General features: G+C 73.4%; 16 protein-coding genes and 1 pseudogene. 10 read left to right on the top strand and 7 right to left on the bottom strand.

From position 1 onward, the window contains the following. The 4 genes from ACGFYU_RS10520 to ACGFYU_RS10505 form a co-directional block, all read right to left on the bottom strand. Positions 1-1,308: an MFS transporter gene (locus ACGFYU_RS10520; RefSeq protein WP_393826879.1), complete on the bottom strand. Its 1,308-nt coding sequence runs from the start codon at positions 1,306-1,308 to the stop codon at positions 1-3. After that, the gene (locus ACGFYU_RS10515; protein ID WP_393826878.1) at positions 1,305-3,101 is read right to left on the bottom strand and encodes a condensation domain-containing protein; all 1,797 of its coding nucleotides are present in this window, start codon (positions 3,099-3,101) and stop codon (positions 1,305-1,307) included. Before ACGFYU_RS10515 ends, ACGFYU_RS10520 begins: the two co-directional genes overlap by 4 nt. Positions 3,102-3,407: 306 nt before the next feature. Further along, positions 3,408-4,070: a hypothetical protein gene (locus ACGFYU_RS10510; protein WP_393826877.1), complete on the bottom strand. Its 663-nt coding sequence runs from the start codon at positions 4,068-4,070 to the stop codon at positions 3,408-3,410. 232 nt (positions 4,071-4,302) lie between these two features. Further along, the gene (locus tag ACGFYU_RS10505) at positions 4,303-7,944 is read right to left on the bottom strand and encodes a BTAD domain-containing putative transcriptional regulator (RefSeq protein ID WP_393826876.1); all 3,642 of its coding nucleotides are present in this window, start codon (positions 7,942-7,944) and stop codon (positions 4,303-4,305) included. Between the two features lie 277 nt (positions 7,945-8,221). On the opposite strand from ACGFYU_RS10505, the gene ACGFYU_RS10500 reads away from it, so the two are divergent. The 9 genes and pseudogenes from ACGFYU_RS10500 to ACGFYU_RS10460 all read left to right on the top strand — a co-directional run. Next, on the top strand, positions 8,222-9,100 hold the full coding sequence (locus ACGFYU_RS10500) for a diiron oxygenase (RefSeq protein ID WP_393826875.1): 879 nt from the start codon (positions 8,222-8,224) through the stop codon (positions 9,098-9,100). Then, entirely contained in the window at positions 9,097-9,942 is an 846-nt protein-coding gene (locus ACGFYU_RS10495) for a hypothetical protein (protein WP_393826874.1), read from the top strand. The genes ACGFYU_RS10500 and ACGFYU_RS10495 overlap by 4 nt, the downstream gene beginning before the upstream one ends. Position 9,943: 1 nt before the next feature. Continuing rightward, the gene (locus tag ACGFYU_RS10490) at positions 9,944-10,387 is read left to right on the top strand and encodes a holo-ACP synthase (RefSeq protein ID WP_393826873.1); all 444 of its coding nucleotides are present in this window, start codon (positions 9,944-9,946) and stop codon (positions 10,385-10,387) included. A gap of 10 nt (positions 10,388-10,397) precedes the next feature. Next, positions 10,398-10,658, top strand: coding sequence for an acyl carrier protein (locus ACGFYU_RS10485; protein ID WP_393826872.1), 261 nt, complete (start codon positions 10,398-10,400; stop codon positions 10,656-10,658). Positions 10,659-10,711: 53 nt separating this feature from the next. Continuing rightward, positions 10,712-11,536: a class I SAM-dependent methyltransferase gene (locus tag ACGFYU_RS10480; RefSeq protein WP_393826871.1), complete on the top strand. Its 825-nt coding sequence runs from the start codon at positions 10,712-10,714 to the stop codon at positions 11,534-11,536. Beyond that, positions 11,536-12,495: a 3-oxoacyl-[acyl-carrier-protein] synthase III C-terminal domain-containing protein gene (locus ACGFYU_RS10475; protein WP_393826870.1), complete on the top strand. Its 960-nt coding sequence runs from the start codon at positions 11,536-11,538 to the stop codon at positions 12,493-12,495. The genes ACGFYU_RS10480 and ACGFYU_RS10475 overlap by 1 nt, the downstream gene beginning before the upstream one ends. Beyond that, positions 12,492-12,761, top strand: a complete 270-nt coding sequence (locus ACGFYU_RS10470; protein ID WP_393826869.1) for a phosphopantetheine-binding protein — start codon at positions 12,492-12,494, stop codon at positions 12,759-12,761. Before ACGFYU_RS10475 ends, ACGFYU_RS10470 begins: the two co-directional genes overlap by 4 nt. After that, complete coding sequence (locus ACGFYU_RS10465; protein ID WP_393826868.1) at positions 12,758-13,585, top strand: hypothetical protein; 828 nt, start codon at positions 12,758-12,760, stop codon at positions 13,583-13,585. The genes ACGFYU_RS10470 and ACGFYU_RS10465 overlap by 4 nt, the downstream gene beginning before the upstream one ends. 6 nt (positions 13,586-13,591) lie before the next feature. Next, positions 13,592-13,939: pseudogene (locus ACGFYU_RS10460) on the top strand (holo-ACP synthase); the annotation flags it as partial. Between the two features lie 83 nt (positions 13,940-14,022). On the opposite strand, the gene ACGFYU_RS10455 reads toward ACGFYU_RS10460, so the two are convergent. Continuing rightward, positions 14,023-16,275 (bottom strand): heavy metal translocating P-type ATPase, encoded by a 2,253-nt coding sequence (locus ACGFYU_RS10455; RefSeq protein ID WP_393826867.1) that lies wholly within the window; start codon positions 16,273-16,275, stop codon positions 14,023-14,025. A gap of 256 nt (positions 16,276-16,531) precedes the next feature. Between ACGFYU_RS10455 and ACGFYU_RS10450 the strand changes: the two genes are divergently transcribed. Next, on the top strand, positions 16,532-17,425 hold the full coding sequence (locus ACGFYU_RS10450) for a hypothetical protein (RefSeq protein WP_393826866.1): 894 nt from the start codon (positions 16,532-16,534) through the stop codon (positions 17,423-17,425). 46 nt (positions 17,426-17,471) lie between these two features. Here the strand turns inward: ACGFYU_RS10450 and ACGFYU_RS10445 are convergent, their stop codons facing one another. Together ACGFYU_RS10445 and ACGFYU_RS10440 are read right to left on the bottom strand one after the other, a co-directional pair. After that, positions 17,472-18,758 carry an MDR family MFS transporter gene (locus ACGFYU_RS10445; RefSeq protein ID WP_393826865.1) on the bottom strand — a complete coding sequence of 429 codons (1,287 nt, stop codon included), beginning with the start codon at positions 18,756-18,758 and terminating at the stop codon, positions 17,472-17,474. Then, on the bottom strand, positions 18,758-19,867 hold the full coding sequence (locus ACGFYU_RS10440; protein ID WP_393826864.1) for a PLP-dependent cysteine synthase family protein: 1,110 nt from the start codon (positions 19,865-19,867) through the stop codon (positions 18,758-18,760). The genes ACGFYU_RS10445 and ACGFYU_RS10440 overlap by 1 nt, the downstream gene beginning before the upstream one ends. Positions 19,868-19,917: the final 50 nt, after the last annotated feature.

Genomic DNA, 19,917 nt, shown 5'->3' with positions numbered 1-19,917 from the left:
TCAACTCCTCGTGCTGTCCTCGGCGGCCGGCGTGCCGGACGGCACGGCGCGCAGTCGCCGGATGGCGGGTACGGCGAGCAGAGTCAGGGTGCAGAGCAGGCCGAGCAGGGTGGCGAACACCATCAGCGGCCGCTGTCCGGTCAGGGAGGAGAGGGGCCCGGCCAGGGAGCGGCCGAGGGCCATCGACACGAGGGACCCGGCCACGTCGTAGGCGTAGACGCGGTTGAGGAGTTCGGCGGGGATCTGCGTCTGCACGGTGGTGGTCCAGATGACGGCCCAGAAGGCGAGGCCGGCCCCGGAGAGCGCCCAGACCAGGCAGAGCAGGACGATGCCGGGGCGGATGGCCGTGACCGCCGGGTTGAGGGCGAACAGGGCCCAGCCGATCGAGCCGACGGCGAGGGGGCGGGTGGGGCGGACCTTGATGGCGGCCAGGCCGCCGAGGACTCCGCCGCCGCCGAGGGCGGCCATGGCGATGCCCAGGCCGGTGGAGCCGAGGCCGTCGACGACGAGGTCGGCGCCGACCGGCAGGGAGACTCCGGCCACGAAGCACCCGTACAGCAGGAAGGTGGAGATGACGCCCCACAGCCAGCTCCGGGCCCGGAACTCCTGCCAGCCCGTGGCGAGCTGGTGCAGGAAGGAGCCTTCGCCCGCCGGGGTGGCGGAGGTCAGCCGCAGCCCGAAGAGGCAGCCGCCGCTGATGGCGTACGTGGCGGCGTAGATCGCGAAGACCGTGCCGGCCCCGGAGAAGCCGACCAGCACACCGGCGAGGGCCGGGCCGAGGACGCCGGCGCTGGACTCGGCGATCCGCAGGACGCCGTTGGCGCGCTGTACGTCGGCGGCGACCTGGGGAACCATGCTCGCCACTCCGGGCTGGAACAGGGCGGTGGCGGCGCCGCTGAGGGCCTGGAGGAGGACGATCACCCAGAGCGAGGTGCGGTCGGTGAGGAACATGAGGGCCATCGCGGCCTGGATCACCAGCCGCGCCAGGTCGGCGATGACCATCATGCGGCGCGGGGTGAACCGGTCGGCCAGCACTCCGCCGAAGAGCATGCACAGGGCGAGGGCGCCCATCCAGGCACCGAGGGCGTAGCCCACGCCGGCGCTGCCGTAGCCGGCTTCGAGGAGACCGACGGAGAGGGCCACGGGAAGCATGGCGTCGCCGAGGAGGGAGCTGGTGCGGGCCCCGAAGTAGAGGCGGAAGTTGGTGGTCCACAGGGGTGCGGCGGGGTTCGGGCCGGTGGCCTTGGACTCGGTGGCCTTCGGGTCGGCCGGGGTGTCGTCGGCGAGGGTGTCGGTGTCGGCGCTCACGCGTGGTCACGTCCTTGGGGGCGGCCGGTGGATGCGGCGGTGACGGGCAGGGCGGTCCAGGCGGCGGGGTCGGCGGCCTGGCCGGATGCGGGGGCGGTGGGGTGGACGACGTAGTGGTGCGGGGCCAGGGCGGTGACCCGGCCGGGCAGGGCGAGCAGGGTGCGCTCGTGGACGGCCTCGGGGCTGGCGGGGGCGGTGAGGTGGCACACCAGGCGGTGGCCCCCGCGCGCGTCGGGCTCGGCGACGACCAGGTGCGGCGCGTCGCCCATCACCTCGGCCATCAGCGCCCGTACGGCGTCGGTCTCGATCCAGGAGCGGTCGCTGAGCAGCCAGCCCGGCCCGCGGGAGACGGGGGCGAGGCGGGTCAGGTCCGGCAGGCCGGACAGCGGCACGTCCCCTTCGGCGGCGGCCCGCAGCAGGTGCAGCAGGGCGCGTCCGAACTCCTCGGCCTCGTCCTTGTCGAGGGTCTGCGGGTCGACCCAGAGGGTGAGCTCGAACTCCTCGTCCATGCGGTAGAGGCAGGCGAAGAAGCGGCAGGGTATGTCCTCGGCGGGCAGCCAGGTCAGGGCGCCGCCCACCTGCGGGTCCTCCTCCGGCGGGGGCTGGTGACCGGGGATCCACACGGCGGGCAGCCGGCCCAGGGCGGACTGGTCGGGGGAGCCGGCCGCGGTGGCCAGGGCGCTCATGTCGTTGAAGACGAGGTCGCGGGCGAAGGAAATGCCGCGCTCGCCGCTGACGCCGTTGATGACCTGCCAGACGGCCGTGGGGTCGAACCAGCTGCTGCGGTAGGCGGGCAGGGCGGCGGAACGGACCTGGCGTACCACGGCGTCGAAGGTGTCCAGCGCGCCGGTGGTCCCGCCTTCCGTCTCCGTCCCGTCGAAGGCGACGGGGAGCAGGGCGTCCTGCGCCAGCGAGCCGAAGAAGCCGCGCAGGGCGCGCACCACCCGGTTGCCGGACAGCGAGGTGGTGACCACGGTGCGGTGCCCGGTGCGGTGGCCCACCAGGGTGACGAGCGCGGCCAGGGCGACGGCGGAGGGGCTGGCCCCGGTCCGCTCGGCGACGGCTTCCAGGTGGGCGGGGGCGGTACTGGACCGGATGCTGAGCCCGGCGTGCAGCCAGGAGGTCTTGGCCGGGGCGTCGTGCGGGGGAGTGAACATCGCCTGCGGTACGCGTTCCAGCTGGGCCTGCCAGTAGCGCAGTGCGCCCTGCCCCAGACGGGCGATGGTCGGGCTCTGCTCCAGGGCGACCACGTCGATCGGCTGGAGGCCCGCGGGAGGCAGCGGCCGGCCCGCGGACAGCGCGGCCCACTCGGCGTGCAGGGTCTCGCAGGCGGCCACGTCCATGGCGGCGTGGGTGACGACCCAGACCAGGTGGCGGGGGACGCCGCCGATGGTGACGACGGCCGCGCGGAAGGGCAGTTCGGCGTCGAGGGCGAAGGGCCGGGCGCGCAGCCGGCGGGCGGTGCGCTCGGCGGTTTCGAGGGGGTCGCCGGCGGTTTCGACGAGCTCGACGGTGAGGTGGCCTTCGGCGGCGACCTGCTGGCGGGGCGGGGTGGCCGGCGGGTAGGTGGTGCGCAGGGCCTCGTGGCGCTCGATCAGGGTGCGCAACTGGGCGGCGATCCGGTCGAGTCCGGAATCGGCGCCCTCTCCGGTCGGCGCGTCGAAGACCATCGCCAGGTTGAGCCGGGTCGGGTCCTCGTCGACGGTGATGGCGCGGACGATGTTGGCGTGGCCGAAGGAGAGGGGGCCACTGCGGGCGGTCAGGCCGGAGAAGTTCACGGTGAGCTGGGACAACGTGGTCACCTCTGAGGTGGGGGGAGGATGGGCGGGGGCCGTCGGGCCGCGCGGGGCCGGCCGGGCCGGCGGATGGCGGATGCGGGGTCGGCCGGAGCCGGGCGGTCGGATCGGTGGTGCATCGGAGGCGGAGCGTCAAGGGGCGCCCGCGGCGCCGTGCCGGGGCTCCGCCCCAGCCCCCGCGCCTCAAACGCCGGCGAGGCTGGATTCCGGCTGGTGCCGCCGGCCTGGCGCGGCTGGATTGCCCGCAGGGCGATGTCAGCCCCGGAGCGTGCCGGGGTTCGAGCCGGAGACGGTTGCGGCGGGTCAGGGGTGGGGCGCGGAAGGGACGCACAGGGCGAGCGTGGCCGAGGCGTGGGGGCTGCCCGCGGCCAACGCTGCGGGGCCCGCCGTGGCGAGGCGGTCGAGGAGTCGCGGCCAGCCCGCGTTGGACAGTTCGGCCAGCTCGTGCGCGGCGCCCGTCAGGAGGCAGACGCGGTGGACGTCCCGGGTCGCCAGGCTGCCGACGACGGCGTGCTCGGCCGCGCCCGGAGCGGCCACCGCCGTCCGGGGGCCTCCCCGTACGACGTTGACCGTCCTGTCGGGGAACTGGAGCACCACGGCCGCGTCCCCCAGCACCAGCAGGTCCAGGAAGTCGCCGCGCTCCCGTACGACGGCGGCCGCGGCCGATCGGGAGTCGGGGCGGCGGCCGCCCTCGGGCGCGGACGGCACCAGGACCCGCCGGGCCGCCCGGTGTTCGGCCGGAAGCTCCCGGCAGGCTTCGCGGAGCAGCTGGGACAGCGGCCGCGGTTCCTGCCGGATCAGTCCGTCGGCGAGCCGGCCGCCGAGGTCGCGCACCAGTCTGCGCGCGCTGTGTCGCCCGTCACCGTCCCCGACGTCCAGGAGGACGGCGAAGTGTCCGCCCGTGACGACGAGTTCCGCGCCGTCGCCGAGGCTCTGTCCGGGCCGTGTGGCGCTGGTGATCTCCACGCTTCTCCCCACCCCGATGGTCTGTACCTTTGGGGAGAGCGTACGGAGGCCCGGTCGCCGCCCGGCTCCAGTGCGGCCATAACCCCCGGGCCCCGGGCGGCGACCGCGCCCACCGCCCCGCACCGGCTCTGACCTGCGCGGACCTCCCGGTCTCCGGAAGGGGCCGACGTACGGCGGCAGAACCCGCAACGGCTCCCCCCGGCAGTCGCCCCTTTCTGCCGCGGCGGCAGGGTCAGCCCGTGCAGGTCGGCCCGTCCACCGGCACCGGATCCCGGAAGCCGGGAATGCGCATCTCCCGGAAGAGCAGCAGCGCCCTGCGCCGGTGCCCGAAGGCCCGGGTGACGTCCCCCAGGGCCGCGTACGCGCCGCCCAGCGCTATGTGGCTGCGTGCCTCGCCGGGCCGGTGGCCGGTCTCGCGGTGCATTTCCAGGGCCCGCCCGGCCGGTTCGAGCGCGGACCGCGGATCGCCCAGGCGGGTCCGTACGAGGGCCAGCACGGTCAGCGCGGAGGCCTCCAGCACCTGGAACCGCGCCTCCACGGCCAGGTCGAGGGCCTTGCCGGTCGCGGCGAGGGCCTCCTCGGCCGCGCCCTCGCGCAGGGTGGTGGTGGCGAGCCCGATCAGCGCGTAGGCCTGCGGATAGCGGTCGTTGACCGTGTCGGCCAGCCGCAGCGCCCGGCGGTAGCCGTCGGCGGCGGCCGGATCCCCGGCGCGCTCCCGGGCGGCGCCCATCGAGAACCACGCGCTGGCCTCCAGCCGCCGGTTGTCCAGCTCCTGCGCCAGCGCGAGGGCCCTGCGGGCCAGGCCCAGGCCGCGGGCGTGGTCCCCCAGATCGGAGTGGGCGGCGGACAGACAGCTCAGCGCCACCGTCTCACTGGCCTTGTTGCCCGCGGCGGTGAAGACCGGCAGGGCCCGGCTCATCACCTCGATCGCGTCCACCGGGCGTCCCATCGCCCGGTAGACGATGCCGAGGTTGGTGTGCGCGATGGCCGCGCCGCCGGCCGAGCCCAGCCCCTCGAAGAGGCGGGCCGCCTGCGTGTAGTGGCCGACGGCCTCCTGCAGCCGGCCCAGCTTCCAGCAGATCAGGCCCAGGTTGATCAGGTCGTCCGCCGCCCCGGCACCCCCCGCCGCGCCCGGCACCGCCCCGGCTTCGGTCAGGCCGCGGGCCCGGGAGAGGAAGTGGACCGCCTCCCGCATGGCCCCGTTCTCCTGGTGCGCGGCGCCGATCCGGCGCAGCGCGACGGCCTGCCCGTCGGTCCACCCGGCCCGTTCGGCCAGTTCCAGCGCGCGTGTGTACTGCTCCTCGGCCTCGGCGTTGCGGCCGCTGACCCAGTGGCAGTCGGCCAGCCGGAGCCGGGCGGCCGACTGGGCGCGTACGTCGCCGTCCGCGGTGGCGGCGGCGAGGCCGGCGCGGGCCACCGTGAGCCGGTCGGCCGTGTGCATGCCGAGCGAGAGGTGCCCGTGCAGGGCTTCCGCGAGCCGCCACGCGAGCCCGTGTGCCCCGTGCTGCCCGGCGTACAGCACGGCGCTGACGAGGTTCTCCCGCTCGGAGGCCAGCCACTCGGCGGCCCGGGCGGCATCCGCCATCGCGTCGGGCCGCCCCGGGGCCGGCGCGTCGCCGGGCGCGGTCCCGTCGCCGTCGAGCAGGCGGGCGGCGGCCTCCGCCCGCGCCAGGTACCAGTCCAGCAGCCGCCGTACGGACTCCTCCTCCGGCCCGTCGGCGAGTTCGCGGGCGTAGGAGCGCAGCAGGTCGTGCATGCCGTACCGGCCCGGCGAGGGCTCCAGTACCAGGTGCGAGTGGGCCAGGCCGCGCAGCAGCCGGCCCGCGTCGGCGGCGCTCTGCCCGGTGAGGGCGGCCGCCCCCGGAGGGGTGAGGTCGGTCCCCGGTATCAGGCTCAGCAGCCGGAACATCCGCTGCGCCGCCTCGGGCAGGGCGAGGTAGGACAGGTCGAAGGCGGCCCGGACGGTGGAGCGTTCGTCCCCCTCGACCTGGAGGCCGCCGATCAGGCTGCCGCCGGCGAGCTCGGCACAGTACCGGCTCACGGTGAGGGAGGGGTTGGCGATCAGGTTGGCACCCGCGATGCGGATGGCGAGCGGCAGCCAGCCGCACAGCCGGGCCAGGTTGACGACGGCGTCCGGTTCGGCGGCGACCCGCTGCTCGCCGAGGATGCGGCCGAGCAGGGTGTGCGCCTCGGAGAGGTTCAGCACGTCCAGGCCCAGCCGGCGGGCGCCCTCGGCGGCGACCAGCCCGGCGAGCTGGCTGCGGCTGGTGATGACCACCCGGCAGCGGCCGCTGCCCGGCAGCAGGGGGCGGACCTGGTCGGCGCTGCCCGCGTTGTCCAGGACGATCAGCATCCGCCGGCCCGCCAGGAGCGTGCGGAAGAGGGCGGCCGCCTCCTCCTCGCCCGCCGGGACGCGGTCGGGCGGGGCGCCGAGGGCGCGCAGGAAGCGGGCCAGGACGTCGGCGGGGCTCAGCGCGGGGAGCGGCGAGTGGCCGCGCAGGTCCACGAAGAGCTGGCCGTCGGTGAAGTGCTCCTGGTGGACGTGGGCCCAGTGCAGGGCGAGCGCCGTCTTGCCGACACCCGGCGGGCCGACCACGGTCATGACGGTGGCGTGGCCCTCCCGGTCGGCGGCCAGCAGCAGGTCCAGCTCCTGGAGCTGCTGGGCGCGGCCCACGTACGAGGAGGCGGAGGCGGGCAGTTGGGACGGCCGGGCCGTGATGGGCACCGGGGGCGGTGCGTCGGCATCGGGGGCGGCCGCAGGCGCCGGGAGGGGCGCCGGCCGGTTCCGCTCGGGGTGCGGGATCTGCTGGCGCAGCACCCGCATGTGGGCCTCGCGCAGTTCCCGGCCGGGGGTGATGCCGAGCTGCTCGTCGAGGCGCCCGCGCAGGCCCGCGTAGACGCCCAGGGCGGCCGCCTGCTCCCCGCAGCCCGCGAGGGCGAGCATCAGCCGGGCGTGCAGCCCCTCGTGGAGGGGCTCGATGCCCGCCATCTCCCACAGGGCGGGCAGGGCTTGGCCGGGCCGGCGCAGGGTGAGGGACAGGTCGGCGTGCAACAGGGCCGCCTCGACCCGCCGTTCGGCGGCCTGGACGGCGGTGGGGTGCTGGCCGAAGAGCGCGTCGACATCGCTCAGGACGGGGCCCCGCCAGCACGACAGCGCCTGGTCCAGTGCCTCCTGGGCCACCTCCAGATCACCGACGGCGTGGGTGCGCTTGGCGCGCGTGAGCAGCTCCTGGAAGCGGCCGAGGTCGGTCTGCGTGCTCTCGGGGCGCAGCCGGTACCCGCTGGGGAGGAGCTCGACTGCGGGGGCCGGATCGCCGGGCGGCCGCTCCGGTTCCAGGAGTTGCCGGGCTTGGCTGATGTAGGTGTGGACCAGGCTCTGCGAGGACTGCGGGGGACCGGCCGGCCAGAGGGTGTCGACGATCTCCTGGTGGGTGGCCGCGTGGGGGTGCCGCAGGGCGAGCAGGCCCAGCAGCCGGCGGATCATCGGGCGGGTCAGCGGGACGTGACTGTCGCCGCGCCGCACCACGAAGGTGCCGAGGAGGGAGAAGCGCAGCCGGCCCGAGTTCCGCGCGGGCTTCTCACGGGCCGCCGCGTGCAGTTCGCCCGCCTCGAAATCGGGGAGTTCCAGAGCGGCGGCGAGGCTCTGCACGGTCCGCAACTGCGGCCGCCGCACCCGGCCGCGCTCGATGTCCCGCAACGCCCTCGTACTCATCCCGGCTTTGGCCGCGAGCTCCCGCTGGCTCATCCGGGCCCGCCCGCGCAGCGCCTGGATCTGCCGTCCGATGGCGGCCGAACCGTCCTCCGCACCACTCCCCGCGCCGCTCTCCGGCTCGCCGGAGGAAGCCGGATTGTTCCCTACGGAATGCGGTGACACAGGCGTGATCCCTTCTGGTGCGGCCGTTCATGTCAAATTGGTCGGAGCGATCCGCTCGAATCCCTCAGCACTCGTGCAAATCACCCACCTGTCGCTGTCCGGTCGAACAGCCCGGCCCGCTGACCGTATCCGAGAACAGCGCTCCGGAACATCGGGCCCGGGCGCTGTCCGAACCCGGCCAGGCCACTTCCGGGCATTGAACGGACGCCGGGACCGCCCCTAGTTTCGAATCCGGAACAACCGACCAACTCCGAGCCGAACGGAGGCCATTGACCCGATGGTCAGCGAGGTCCTAGAGCGCAACGAGCGGTTCCAGGGGATACTGGGACGCCTCACCGCGAAATCGATCGACGACTATTACAATCCCTACCGGCTCTTCGAGTGGCCCGAAAAACTGCCGGAGGACATGTGGTGGATGAGCCCGGAACTCACCACCACATACGACACCGAACTGGCCGGTTCTCTCGACGCACAGCAGCTTTACGCGCTCTCCCGCCATGAGAGCATCAATTTCTACAGCCTGAACGTGCACGGCATCCGGGAACTGCTCATCGAGGTGGTCGGCCGGATCCACACCAAGGGATTCGAGATTCCCTCCGAGTTCTTCCACCACTTCATCGGTGAGGAGAACGAGCACATGTGGTTCTTCGCCGAGTTCTGCCTGCGCTACGGCAACGGCAGGATCTACCGCCAGCCGGCCGGCGCCGGGAGCGGCTCCGAGGCACCCTCCGCGAAGATCGAGAGCCTGCTGGTGTTCGCGCGGATCATGATCTTCGAAGAGCTGGTCGACCACTACAACTCCGCGATGGCGGTGGACGAGCGGCTCCACGAGACGATCCGGGGGATCAACCGCCTGCACCACCAGGACGAGTCCCGGCACATCGCCTTCGGCCGCGAACTGGTCCAGCTCCTCTACCAGGACGTGCGCGCCACCGCGAGCGAGGAGGAGCTCACGGGGATCTCCGCCTACCTGCGGCGCTACATGACCCACAGCTTCGAGTCGCTCTACCACCCGCAGGTCTACCGCGACGCCGGTCTGCAGAACCCGCACGAGGTGCGGCGCGCCCTCCTCGCGTCGCCCGCCCGGGCCAGGGCCGAGGAACGCACTTTCCGCAAGACCGCCAAGTTCCTCGAGAAGACGGGAATCATCCGATGAACCGGCTGACCGGCAGCGCGGGTTCCCCCGCACTGGCCATCCTGGGACCGGGATCGACCCGGCTGGTCCGCGAGCTCGACGGAATCTTCACCGGATGGGGCCTCGCCGCCGGGGCCGAGGAGATCAGCCCGCCGCCGCTCTTCCCGGTGACCGACCTGGAGAAGTTCGACGTCTACACCAACTTCCCCCACCTCGCCTGGGTGGCGGGCTCCCTCGACCTCGAACAGGGGGAGCCCAAACCGGTCGACGGCCGCTTCGCGCCGGACCAGTTGAGGGAGTCCCGCTACGGACTGCCGCACGCCACCTGCTACGGCGCCTACCTCTACCACGAGGGCGACACGGTCGCGGACGACACCCTGGTGACCCTGGTCAACCGCTGCTTCCGCAACGAGGAGCACTACAGCGGCCTGCGCCGGCTGGCGAGCTTCCAGATGCGCGAGATCGTCGCGCTGGGCAGCTACGATCACACCCAGCGGGTCATCGCCCGCTTCACCGAGCGCATCGAGGCCTTCTCCGCCGCCCTCGGCCTCGGCCTCGACCGGCAGGCCGCCACGGACCCCTTCTTCAAGAACGACGGAGCCCGGGCGCTCCTCGCCAAACTCAGCCCGGTCAAGTACGAGTTCCAGTACGGCGACCTCGCCATCGCCTCCGTCAACACCCACCGCAACTTCTTCGGCGAGCGCTGCGACATCCGCCTCGGCGGTGGCGAACACGCCTTCACCTCCTGCGTGGCCTTCGGCCTGGAGCGCTGGCTGCTCGTCCTGTCCGACCTGCACGACGCCGACCTGGACGCCGCGCTCGACGCCGTACGCACCGCGGCCACCGCGGCCGGCGGCCACTGAGGTGGAGCCCGCCGCACACACCGGCCACGCCGCCCCCTTCCCCGCGACCCCCCGCATCGGAGTCGACCTCGTACCGCTCTCCCGCATCGCGGAGTTGAGCGCCCCGGGGTCCGGCCCGGCGCTCGACCGGATGCTCACCGACGCCGAACGCGCGTTCTGCGCCGGCGACACGGCGGGCACCGCGGGCCGGCTGGCCGCCAAAGAGGCCGTCTTCAAACTCTTCGGCGCCACCGGACAGCCCCTGCCCTGGCTCACCACCGAGATCCTGCGCGGGCCGGGCGGCCGCCCCGTGCTCCGGCTCACCGGCCGGGCCGCGCGCCTCGCCGAACAGGCGGGGCTCGGCCCCGTCGACATCAGCATCAGCCACGACGGCGGCTGGGCCGTGGCGGTCGCCGCCGCCCTGGCCACGCCCCCCACCACACACCAGGCCACACCCCCCAGTTGAGGAGAACACCATGAGCGTCACCACCGAACCCACCGCCGGCCCCCGCGCGGGAATCGACCAGGTCCGCGACTGGATCCTGGGGCGCCACCAGGACCCGATCGAGCTGGCACACGACACCAACATCATCGAGAACCGGCTGGTCGACTCCCTCTCCTTCGTCGAGCTGGTCTACGCGATCGAGGGCGCGAGCGGCACCGAGATCGACTTCGACGCGATCGACATCGAGGACTTCCAGTCCCTGGCGACCATCGAGAAGGCCTTCTTCGCCTGACCGGCGCCGCCCCCTCCGCCCACCGACCGACCCCCCCCGAAAGAGGCCGAACCATGCACGCAGTCTCCTACACGGCCCAGTGGATGGCCGCCGCCCGCGCGTTGGAGTCCGACCGGGACGACGCCCTCTACACCGACCCGCTCGCCCGCGACCTCGCCGCGCCCAAGGGCTTCGAGCTCATCGAGCGCTACGAGGGCGGCGGCCTGCTGCCCTTCATCTCCATCCGCACCGCCTTCCTCGACGAGAGCATCCGCTCGGTCCTCGCCGAGGGCGAGATCACCCAGGTCGTCCTGATCGCCGCCGGCATGGACACCCGCGCCTTCCGCCTCGACTGGGCCGAGGGCACCACCGTCTACGAGGTCGACCACGGCCCCCTCATCGAGGAGAAGCGCCGCCGCCTCGACGCCCTGGGCGCCGTCCCGCGCACCGACCGCCGCGAGGTGTCCGCCGACCTCACCGGCGAGTGGCTCCCCGAGCTGGAGAAGGCCGGCTTCGACCCGAGCCGCCCCACCCTCTGGATCGCCGAGGCGCTGACCTTCTTCCTCACCGACGAGCAGGCCGGCGGGCTGCTGCGGCTGCTGGCCTCCGCCTCCGCGCCCGGCAGCCGGCTCTCCTTCGACATCCTCGGCCGCGCCCTGCTCCGCAGCCCCTTCTCCAAGCCCTTCCTCGACACCCTCGCCGCCGACGGCACCCCGTGGATCTTCGGCACCGACGAGCCCGAGGAGTTCGTCGCCGCCCACGGATGGAAGGTCACGGACCTCAAGGAGCCCGGCGAGCCGGGCGCGGGCGAGGGCCGCTGGCCGTACGCGGTACAGCCCCGTACCCGGCGCGGCGCCAACCGCCTGTGGCTCATCCGCGCCGAGATCGCGGCCCGCTGATGGGACACACCACGCTCGAACGCATCGAGTCGTACCTGCCCGAACGCAGCGTCCGCATCGAAGAGCTCGGGGAGCACCTGGGCCTGCGCCGCGCCGAACTGGGCGTCTTCCGCAAGTTCTACGGGCTCGACACCCTGCGCTTCGACCCGGACCTGGACCTCTTCGACCTGCTGCGGCCCGCCGCCCGGCGCGCGCTGGACGCGCTGCCGGCCGGCGGCCGGATCGCCTACCTGGTGTACGCGCACACGACGCAGGCCGTCGCGCCCGCCGACGTGGACGTCGCCCAGCGGGTCCGCGACGAGCTGGGCCTGGAGCGGTCCGAGGCCTTCGGCCTGAGCCACCAGGCCTGCGTCTCCAGCCTGGGAGCACTGGACGTCATCGGCGAACTCCTGCGCGCCGAGGGGGAGGAGAACGCCTACGCCCTGATGGTCACCGGCGAGCGCGCCTACTCCCCGATCGTCCAGCACATCCCCAACACCGCGATCATGGCCGACGCGGCGGCGGCCTGCCTGGTCACCCTGGACGGCCGCGGGGACCGCGTCCGCTCCTTCGTCACCCGCACGCTCGGCGAGTACGCCGAGTGGCTGGAGCTGACCGCCGACCAGAACAACGAGTTCGGGCAGCAGTACGGCACCCGGATCGCCGAGGTCATCCACCGGGCCGTGGCCGAGGCCGGGCTGGACTTCGCCGACATCGAGCTGATCATCCCCCACAACGTCAACATGCTGGCGTGGCGCCAGACGATCAAGGCGCTGGAGGTCCCCGCCGAGAAGGTCTTCCTGGAGAACGTGCCGCGCTACAGCCACACCTTCGCCTCGGACGTTTTCGTCAACTACGCGACCCTGCGCGACGAGGGACGGCTCGTGCCGGGCGCGCACTACGTCATGGTCTCGGTGGGCCTCGGCGCCACCTTCGGCGCGATGGTGATCACCCACCGCACGGGAGGGTCGCCGGCATGACCGATCGACACGTCGTGCTCCGCGCCATCGAGAAGGCGCTCGCGGAGGTACTGGAGCGGGAGGTCACCGAACTGTCCGAGGACACCGGCCTCTTCGACGACCTGCGGCTCGACTCCTCCTCCGTCCTGGAGCTGCTGTTGCTGGTCGAGGACGGCACGGGGGCCGTCGTCGACCCCGAGCAACTCGACATCGACCATCTGCGCACGGTCCGGTCCTTCGCCGACTACGTGGCGGGGCTGCCGGCCGAAGGGGAGGTAGGGCCATGACCGGTCTCGTACTCGAAGCGGCCGCGGCCGTCCGCTCGCCCGAGGGGCCCGGGCCCGCACCGGCCGATTCGGAGCGGGCGGCGACCATTCGGGCCTTCCACCACGACCTGCTCGGGCCGTTCGGGGCCAAGGCCGACGAGGAACTCCTGGCCGGCGGCGCCCACGTCTCGCACCGGCAGCTCGCAGACCTGCTCGCGGAGGCCGACGGGGTGCGCGAGGCGCGGCCCCAACTGCTCATCGTCACGCACGCCCTGCCGGACGTGGTGCCGTTCACCGCCGTCTCACCACACCTGACCGGCCGGCTCGGCGGTGAGGCGACCAACTTCGCCATCGGCCAGCAGGGGCTGGCCGCGCCCTTCACGGCGCTGCGGATCGCCGCCGCCTACCAGCGGTCCGGGCGGGCCGCCGAGGTGGTCCTCGCGGTCCTGGAGCAGACCACGCTCCCGACCGCCCTGCCCCTCGTACGGGAGACTCCGCTGATCGACTCGGCGGCGGCCCTGGTCCTGAGGGCGGGGGAGCGCACCGGGCCGGGAACGGGCCTGCGGCTGGCCGGGGTGCGGTCCGGGCCCTTCGACGCGGAGGCGGAGGACGAGGGGACCCTGCTGGTCCTGGGCCCCTGGGCGGCGCGCGGTACGGCGGCGGGCCGGGCCGATGTGCACCGGACGCCCGGCGACACCTACTGCACCGGTGTCTGGCTCGAACTCGCCCTGCACCGGGAGCGGTGGCAGCGGTCCTACCGCCGGGTCGTCCTGAGCGACACCGACCCGCTCACCGGCCGCAGCCACCACGCCGTGTTCACCACCGCCGAGGCGGACGGGCGCTGACGGCCGATGGGGATCGGCGTCGACCTGCTCCGCCTGTACGAGCTCGACCGGCTGCTCGGCCGGCCCTGGTTCCGGGCCTTCGCCTACGCGGAGGCCGAGCTGGCGGTGGCCGCCGGATACGGGCCCGAGCGGGCCCGGGAGTTCCTGTCGGGCCGCTTCGCCGCGAAGGAGGCGGTGCTGAAGGCTATCGGCACGGGCATGGCGGGCGGGGTGCGGCCCTGCCAGGTGGCCGTCCTGAGAGGGGACGACGGGGCGCCCGCCGTCCGCCTCTCGGGAGCCGCCGCCGACCGGGCGGCCGCGGCGGGCCTGGGCGCCGTCGAGGTTTCGATCACCCACAAGGGGGACCTGGTGCTGGCCGTCGCCCTGGCCGCACCAGGCCCCGTGGACCTGCCCCCGCTCGATGCCCTGACCGCCTCCGTGACCGCGGAGTTCGCCGCTCAGGCGGCCCGGAAGCCGCGCAGCCGCAGGCTGTTGCCGACCACGAAGACGGAGGAGAAGGCCATGGCCGCTCCGGCGATCATCGGGTTGAGCAGGCCGGCCGCGGCGAGCGGCAGGGCGCCCACGTTGTAGGCGAAGGCCCAGAACAGGTTCGAGCGGATGGTGCCGAGGGTCCTGCGGGCGAGCCGGATGGCGTCGGCCGCGGCCCGCAGGTCTCCCCGTACGAGGGTCAGGTCGCCCGCCTCGATGGCGGCGTCCGTGCCGGTGCCCATGGCCAGGCCCAGGTCGGCCTGGGCGAGGGCGGCCGCGTCGTTGACGCCGTCGCCGACCATGGCGACGCTGCGGCCCTCGGCCTGGAGCCTCTTGACCACGTCGACCTTGTCCTGCGGCATGACCTCCGCGATGACCTCGTCGATGCCGACCTCGGCGGCGACGGCCTCGGCGACGGCCCGGTTGTCACCGGTGAGCAGGATCGGGGTCAGGCCCAGCGCGCGCAGCCGTACGATCGCCTCGGCGCTGGTCTCCTTGACCGCGTCGGCGACTTCCAGGACCGCGCGGGCCTCGCCGTCCCAGGCCACCGCGATGGCCGTGCGTCCCGCTGCTTCGGCGGCGGCCTTGGCGCGCTCCAGCGGCACGGGCAGCTCCATGGCCCACTCTCCGAGCAGCTTCTCGCGGCCGACGAGGACGGCGTGTCCCTCGACGACGCCCTGGACGCCGAGGCCGGGGAGGTTGGCGAAGTCCTCGGGGGTGGGCAGCGTGCCGACCCTGGCGGCGGCGCCCGTGGCGACGGCCTGCGCGATCGGGTGCTCGGAGGCGTGCTCCAGCGCACCCGCCAGACGCAGTACCTCGGCCTCGTCGGTGCCCTCGGCGGTGTGCACCTTCAGCAGGGTCATCCGGCCGGTGGTGACCGTTCCGGTCTTGTCCAGGACGATGGTGTCCACCTTGCGGGTGGTCTCCAGGACCTCCGGCCCCTTGATCAGGATGCCCAGCTGCGCGCCGCGCCCGGTGCCGACCATGAGGGCGGTCGGGGTGGCCAGGCCGAGGGCGCAGGGGCAGGCGATGATCAGGACGGCGACGGCGGCGGTGAAGGCGGCCGTGAGGCCGGAGCCGGCGCCGAGCCAGAAGCCGAGGGTGGCCAGAGCGAGGCCGATGACGACCGGTACGAACACCGCGGAGATCTTGTCGGCTAGGCGCTGGGCGGCGGCCTTGCCGTTCTGCGCGTCCTCGACCAGCCGGGCCATCCGGGCCAGTTGGGTGTCGGCGCCGACCCGCGTGGCCTCGACGACCAGGCGGCCGCCGGCGTTGAGGGTGGCGCCGGTGACGGAGTCCCCGGCGGACACCTCGACGGGCACGGACTCGCCGGTGAGCATGGAGGCGTCGACCGCCGAGGAGCCCTCGACGACGGTGCCGTCGGTGGCGATCTTCTCGCCGGGGCGGACCAGGAACCGGTCCCCAACCCGCAGTTCACCGGTCGGGATGCGCTCCTCACGGCCGCCGCGCAGCACAGTGACGTCCTTCGCCCCCAGCTCCAGCAGGGCCTTCAGGGCGGCGCCGGCCTTCCGCTTGGACCGGGCCTCGAAGTAGCGGCCGGCCAGGATGAAGGCGGTGACTCCGGCCGCCGCCTCCAGGTAGATGTTCCCCGCGCCGTCGCTGCGGCCGATGGTGAACGAGAAGGGGTGGGTCATGCCGACCATGCCCGCCGTGCCGAAGAACAGTGCCCACAGGGACCACAGGAACGCGGCCGTCGTGCCGACCGAGATCAGCGTGTCCATGGTGGCCGCGCCGTGCCGGGCGTTGGTCCAGGCGGCGCGGTGGAAGGGCCAGGCGGCGTAGGTGACGACCGGCGCGGTGAGGGTCAGGGAGAGCCACTGCCAGTAGTCGAACTGGAGGGCGGGGACCATGGACAGCGCGACGACCGGCACGGCGAGGGAGACAGCGGTGACCAGCCGCTGCCGCAGCGGGCGCAGCTCGTCGGGCTCGTCCGCCTCCTCCGCCGCGGCAGGTCCGCCGGCCGCGGGGGCTCGTACGGGCTCCTGCGCGGTGTAGCCGGTGGCCTCGACGGTGGCTATCAGGTCCGCGACGGAGACGGCGGGGTCGAAGGTGACCTTGGCCTTCTCGGTGGCGTAGTTGACGGTCGCCTCGACCCCGTCCATGCGGTTGAGCTTCTTCTCGATGCGGGCCGCGCACGAGGCACAGGTCATGCCGCCGATGGCGAGCTCGACGTGGGTGGCGCCGGTGGTGAGGGTGGTCATGCGTACTGCTCCTCGTGTGGGCGTGGATGAGAGTGGGCCGGGAGTCGTGCCGCAGCTGCCGTCGGGGCCTCAGCAGGAGGGCATGGGAGCTCCTTGGTCATGTACGGATACCCTGTAGGGGTACCCCGGGATGGCTCCACAGATATACCCCCCATGGGTATGGATACGCAAGCGCTCACCCGTCTTGACTTGATACCCCCTAGGGGTATGGTGGCCCGTGAATCCGCCGGACAGGCACTGGCACGGGAGAGCAGCCATGAACACAGGAATCAAGATCACCGCTTTCGCCGCCGCGCTCGCCGCGACCTTCGGGACCGCGTACGGGGTCGGGAAGGGGGTGGGCCCCACCGGCGCCCCGGCGAAGCCGGAGCACGCGGGCCACGCGGCGCAGGCACCGGCGCGGCCGGGCGCGGACGCCGGACACGGGGAGCACGAGGCGGCGGACCGGGGGCCGGCCGCCGGCGGCTTCCAGGTCTCCGAGGACGGCTACACCCTGGCCCTGGACACCCCGCGGATCGCGGCGGGGCAGGGCGAGTTGAGGTTTTCGATCAAGGACGCGCAAGGCCGCAACGTCACCGCGTACAAGACGGAGCACGGCAAGGAACTGCACTTCATCGTCGCCTCGCGCGATCTGACGGTCTACCGCCACCTGCACCCGGTACGGGCGGCCGACGGCACCTGGTCGACGCCCGTCGACCTGCCGGCGGCGGGCGGGTACAAAGCCTTCGCCGACTTCGCCCCGGCGGCCGAGGGCGCGAAGGGCGTCACCCTCGGCGCGGACCTGTCGGTGCCCGGGGCGTACGCGCCGAACCCCCTGCCCCCGGCCGCGCGTACGGCGGAGGTGGACGGCTACCGGGTGGCACTCGGCGGCACCCTCGACCCCGGCGAGGCGGGCGAACTGCGGCTCACGGTCAGCAAGGACGGCAAGCCGGTCACGAACCTCGAACCGTACCTCGGGGCGTACGGCCACCTCGTCGCCCTGCGCGACGGGGACCTCGCCTACCTGCACGTCCACCCCAACGAGGGCGGCCCCGGGCCGGACGTCTCCTTCACGGCGACGGCGCCGAGCGCGGGAAGCTACCGGCTCTTCCTGGACTTCCAGCACGAGGGCACGGTCCGTACGGCCGCCTTCACCGTCCAGGTGGCCTAGGAGCGGGCGCTTTCACGCGCCCGCCCCCAGGCCGCCGGTGACACCGTCAGACGGTCACGGGTTCGGAGCGGGACTGCGGCGCGGGCGGTGCGAGGCGCCCGCCGCGGTGCAGCCCGTACAGCGCGCCGCCGCACAGGAGGCCCAGCGCGCACAGCGCAAGCCACGGCAGCGCCGACATGCCGGCGTCGCGCGCGGCGTCCAGTGCCGCGCCCGTGAGCAGGTTGCCCAGGGTGATGCCGACCCCGCAGATGGTGTTGTACAGACCGTAGTGCGTGGCCACGAGCCGGTCACCGGCCAGCCGGACGATCGTGTCCATCTCGAAGGGGTACGCGATCATCGTGCCCAGCGCCAGCAGCAGTGCGGACAGCGTGGGCGGTACGGAGGCCAGCAGCCACCGCCCCACCCCGCCGCCCGGCACCGGTACCGCCGAGGCCAGGAGCAGGGGTGTGAACGCCACCCCCATGGTCAGCAGGCCCCACACCAGGGCCCGGCCGGGCTCCATCCGGGCCTTGCACCAGGCGGTCACCTTCGTCTGGAAGAGGATCGTGCTCAGCCCTGAGACGGCGAACAGCACCGCCACCGCGGCCGTGCCGAACCGCCCTTCCCCGCCCAGGCGCCGGACCTCCAGCGGGAGGGCGAGGTAGACCTGGAAGGACATGACGTACGAGCCGACCATGGCCACGGAGAAGAGCAGGAACGGGCGGTTGGCGAAGATCCCGCGCCACTGGGTGAGGACGCCCTCGCCGGTCTTCCGGTCCTCCGCCCGGCGGGCGGGCAGGGCCCGGATCTGTACGAGGCTCAGCACGGCGAAGATCCCCGATGCCACCAGGCAGGTCACGCGGAAGTCGACCCCGGTGAGCACCATCCCGACCAGCGGGCCGAGCAGGATGCCGGCCTGGTAGAAGACGTTGAACAGGGCGAACGCCTCCACCCTGCGCTCTCCGGCGTCGGCGGCCAGGTAGGCGCGGGACGCGGGGTTGAACAGGGCCCCGGCCAGCCCCGTCGCGGCGGAGGCCGCGAGCAGGGCGGGCACGGACTCCACGAGCCCCAGGACCGCGAAGCCCACGGTGCGCAGCACCAGGCCCGCGATGATCATCGGCTTGTACCCGAGCCGGTCGGCCAGGGTCCCGCCGATCAGGAACATGCCCTGCTGGCTGAAGTTGCGCACGCCGAGGATCAGCCCGACCAGCCAGCCGGCGAGCCCCAGCGGGCCCGCCAGGTGGGTGGCCAGATAGGGCATGAGCATGTAGAAGCCGAGGTTGATGGTGAACTGGTTCACCATCAACAGCCGGACGCTCCGCTCGTACGAACGGACTTGTGCGAGGCCCTTCATCACGCCTGCTCCCCGGAGCCCGGGGTGCCGGGGGTGCCGAGCGTGAGCGGGTCGACCACCGTCGTACAACGGGTCCAGCGGGTGACCTCCTTCTCGTCCAGGCGTCCGATGAGGTCGGGTTCGGGCGCCGGCGGGGAGTCGAGCAGGCCGTGGGCCGCGCAGTAGTCGTCGTCGTAGACGGTGCCGAGGTAGCGCTGCGGGCCGTCCGGGAAGACCGCGGCGATACGCGTGTCCTTGGGCAGGGCGCGAGCCGTCCAGCCCGCGACCAGCGCGACCGCGCCGACGCTCCAGCCGCCGGTGGCGTAGTGGGAGCCCGCCAGCCGTCGGCAGGTCCACACGGCTTCCGCCGGGGACACCCAGTGCACCTCGTTGAAGTTCTCGTAGGCGACGTTGCGCGGATAGATGCTGGACCCGAGCCCGCGCATCAGCCGGGGCCGGGCGGGCTGCCCGAAGATCGTCGAGCCGATGGTGTCCACGCCGACGAGCGTCAGGTCCGGATAGAGCTGGCGGAGCGCGCGGGAGATGCCCGCGGAGTGCCCGCCGGTGCCCACGCTGCACACCAGGACGTCGATGTGCTTGAGCTCGGTGGCGAGTTCGAGGGCCAGGGGGGTGTAGGCGGTGGTGTTGTCGGGGTTGTTGTACTGGTCGGGGCACCAGGAGTCCGGGTGCTGCGCCAGCAGTTGGGTGACCCGTTCGCGGCGGGCCTGCTGCCAGCCGCCGGTCGGGTGCGGTTCGGAGACGACGTTGACCTGCGCGCCGTAGGCGGCGAGCAGCCGGGTCATGGAGGTCTCCAGACCGGGGTCGGTCACCAGGGTGACGGGGTGGCCGTACACCATGCCCGCGAGGGCGAGGCCGAGCCCGAGGGTGCCGCTGGTGGACTCGATGATGCGCGCGCCGGGCTTGAGGTCGCCGCGGGCGCGGGCGCGTTCGACCATGTGCAGGCCGGGGCGGTCCTTGATGCCGCCGGGGTTGAAGCCCTCCAGCTTGGCCCAGAAGCCGCGGCCGGCCGGGGCGAGAGGCTCGGAGATCCGAAGCAGGGGGGTGTTGCCGACCAGCCCGGACAGGGTGGAGGGCGTGGCCGATGACGTATCGGTGATCGAGGGATGCATGGCTGCGCTTTCGTTTCGGTGGTACGCGTCGGGTACTCGTTCGGGAGCCG

This window comes from Streptomyces sp. NPDC048337 (assembly GCF_043201175.1).
Taxonomy (GTDB): Bacteria; Actinomycetota; Actinomycetes; order Streptomycetales; family Streptomycetaceae; genus Streptomyces.
Note: the sequence above shows the minus strand (reverse complement) of the source record. Positions and strands in the feature narration are given on the sequence as shown.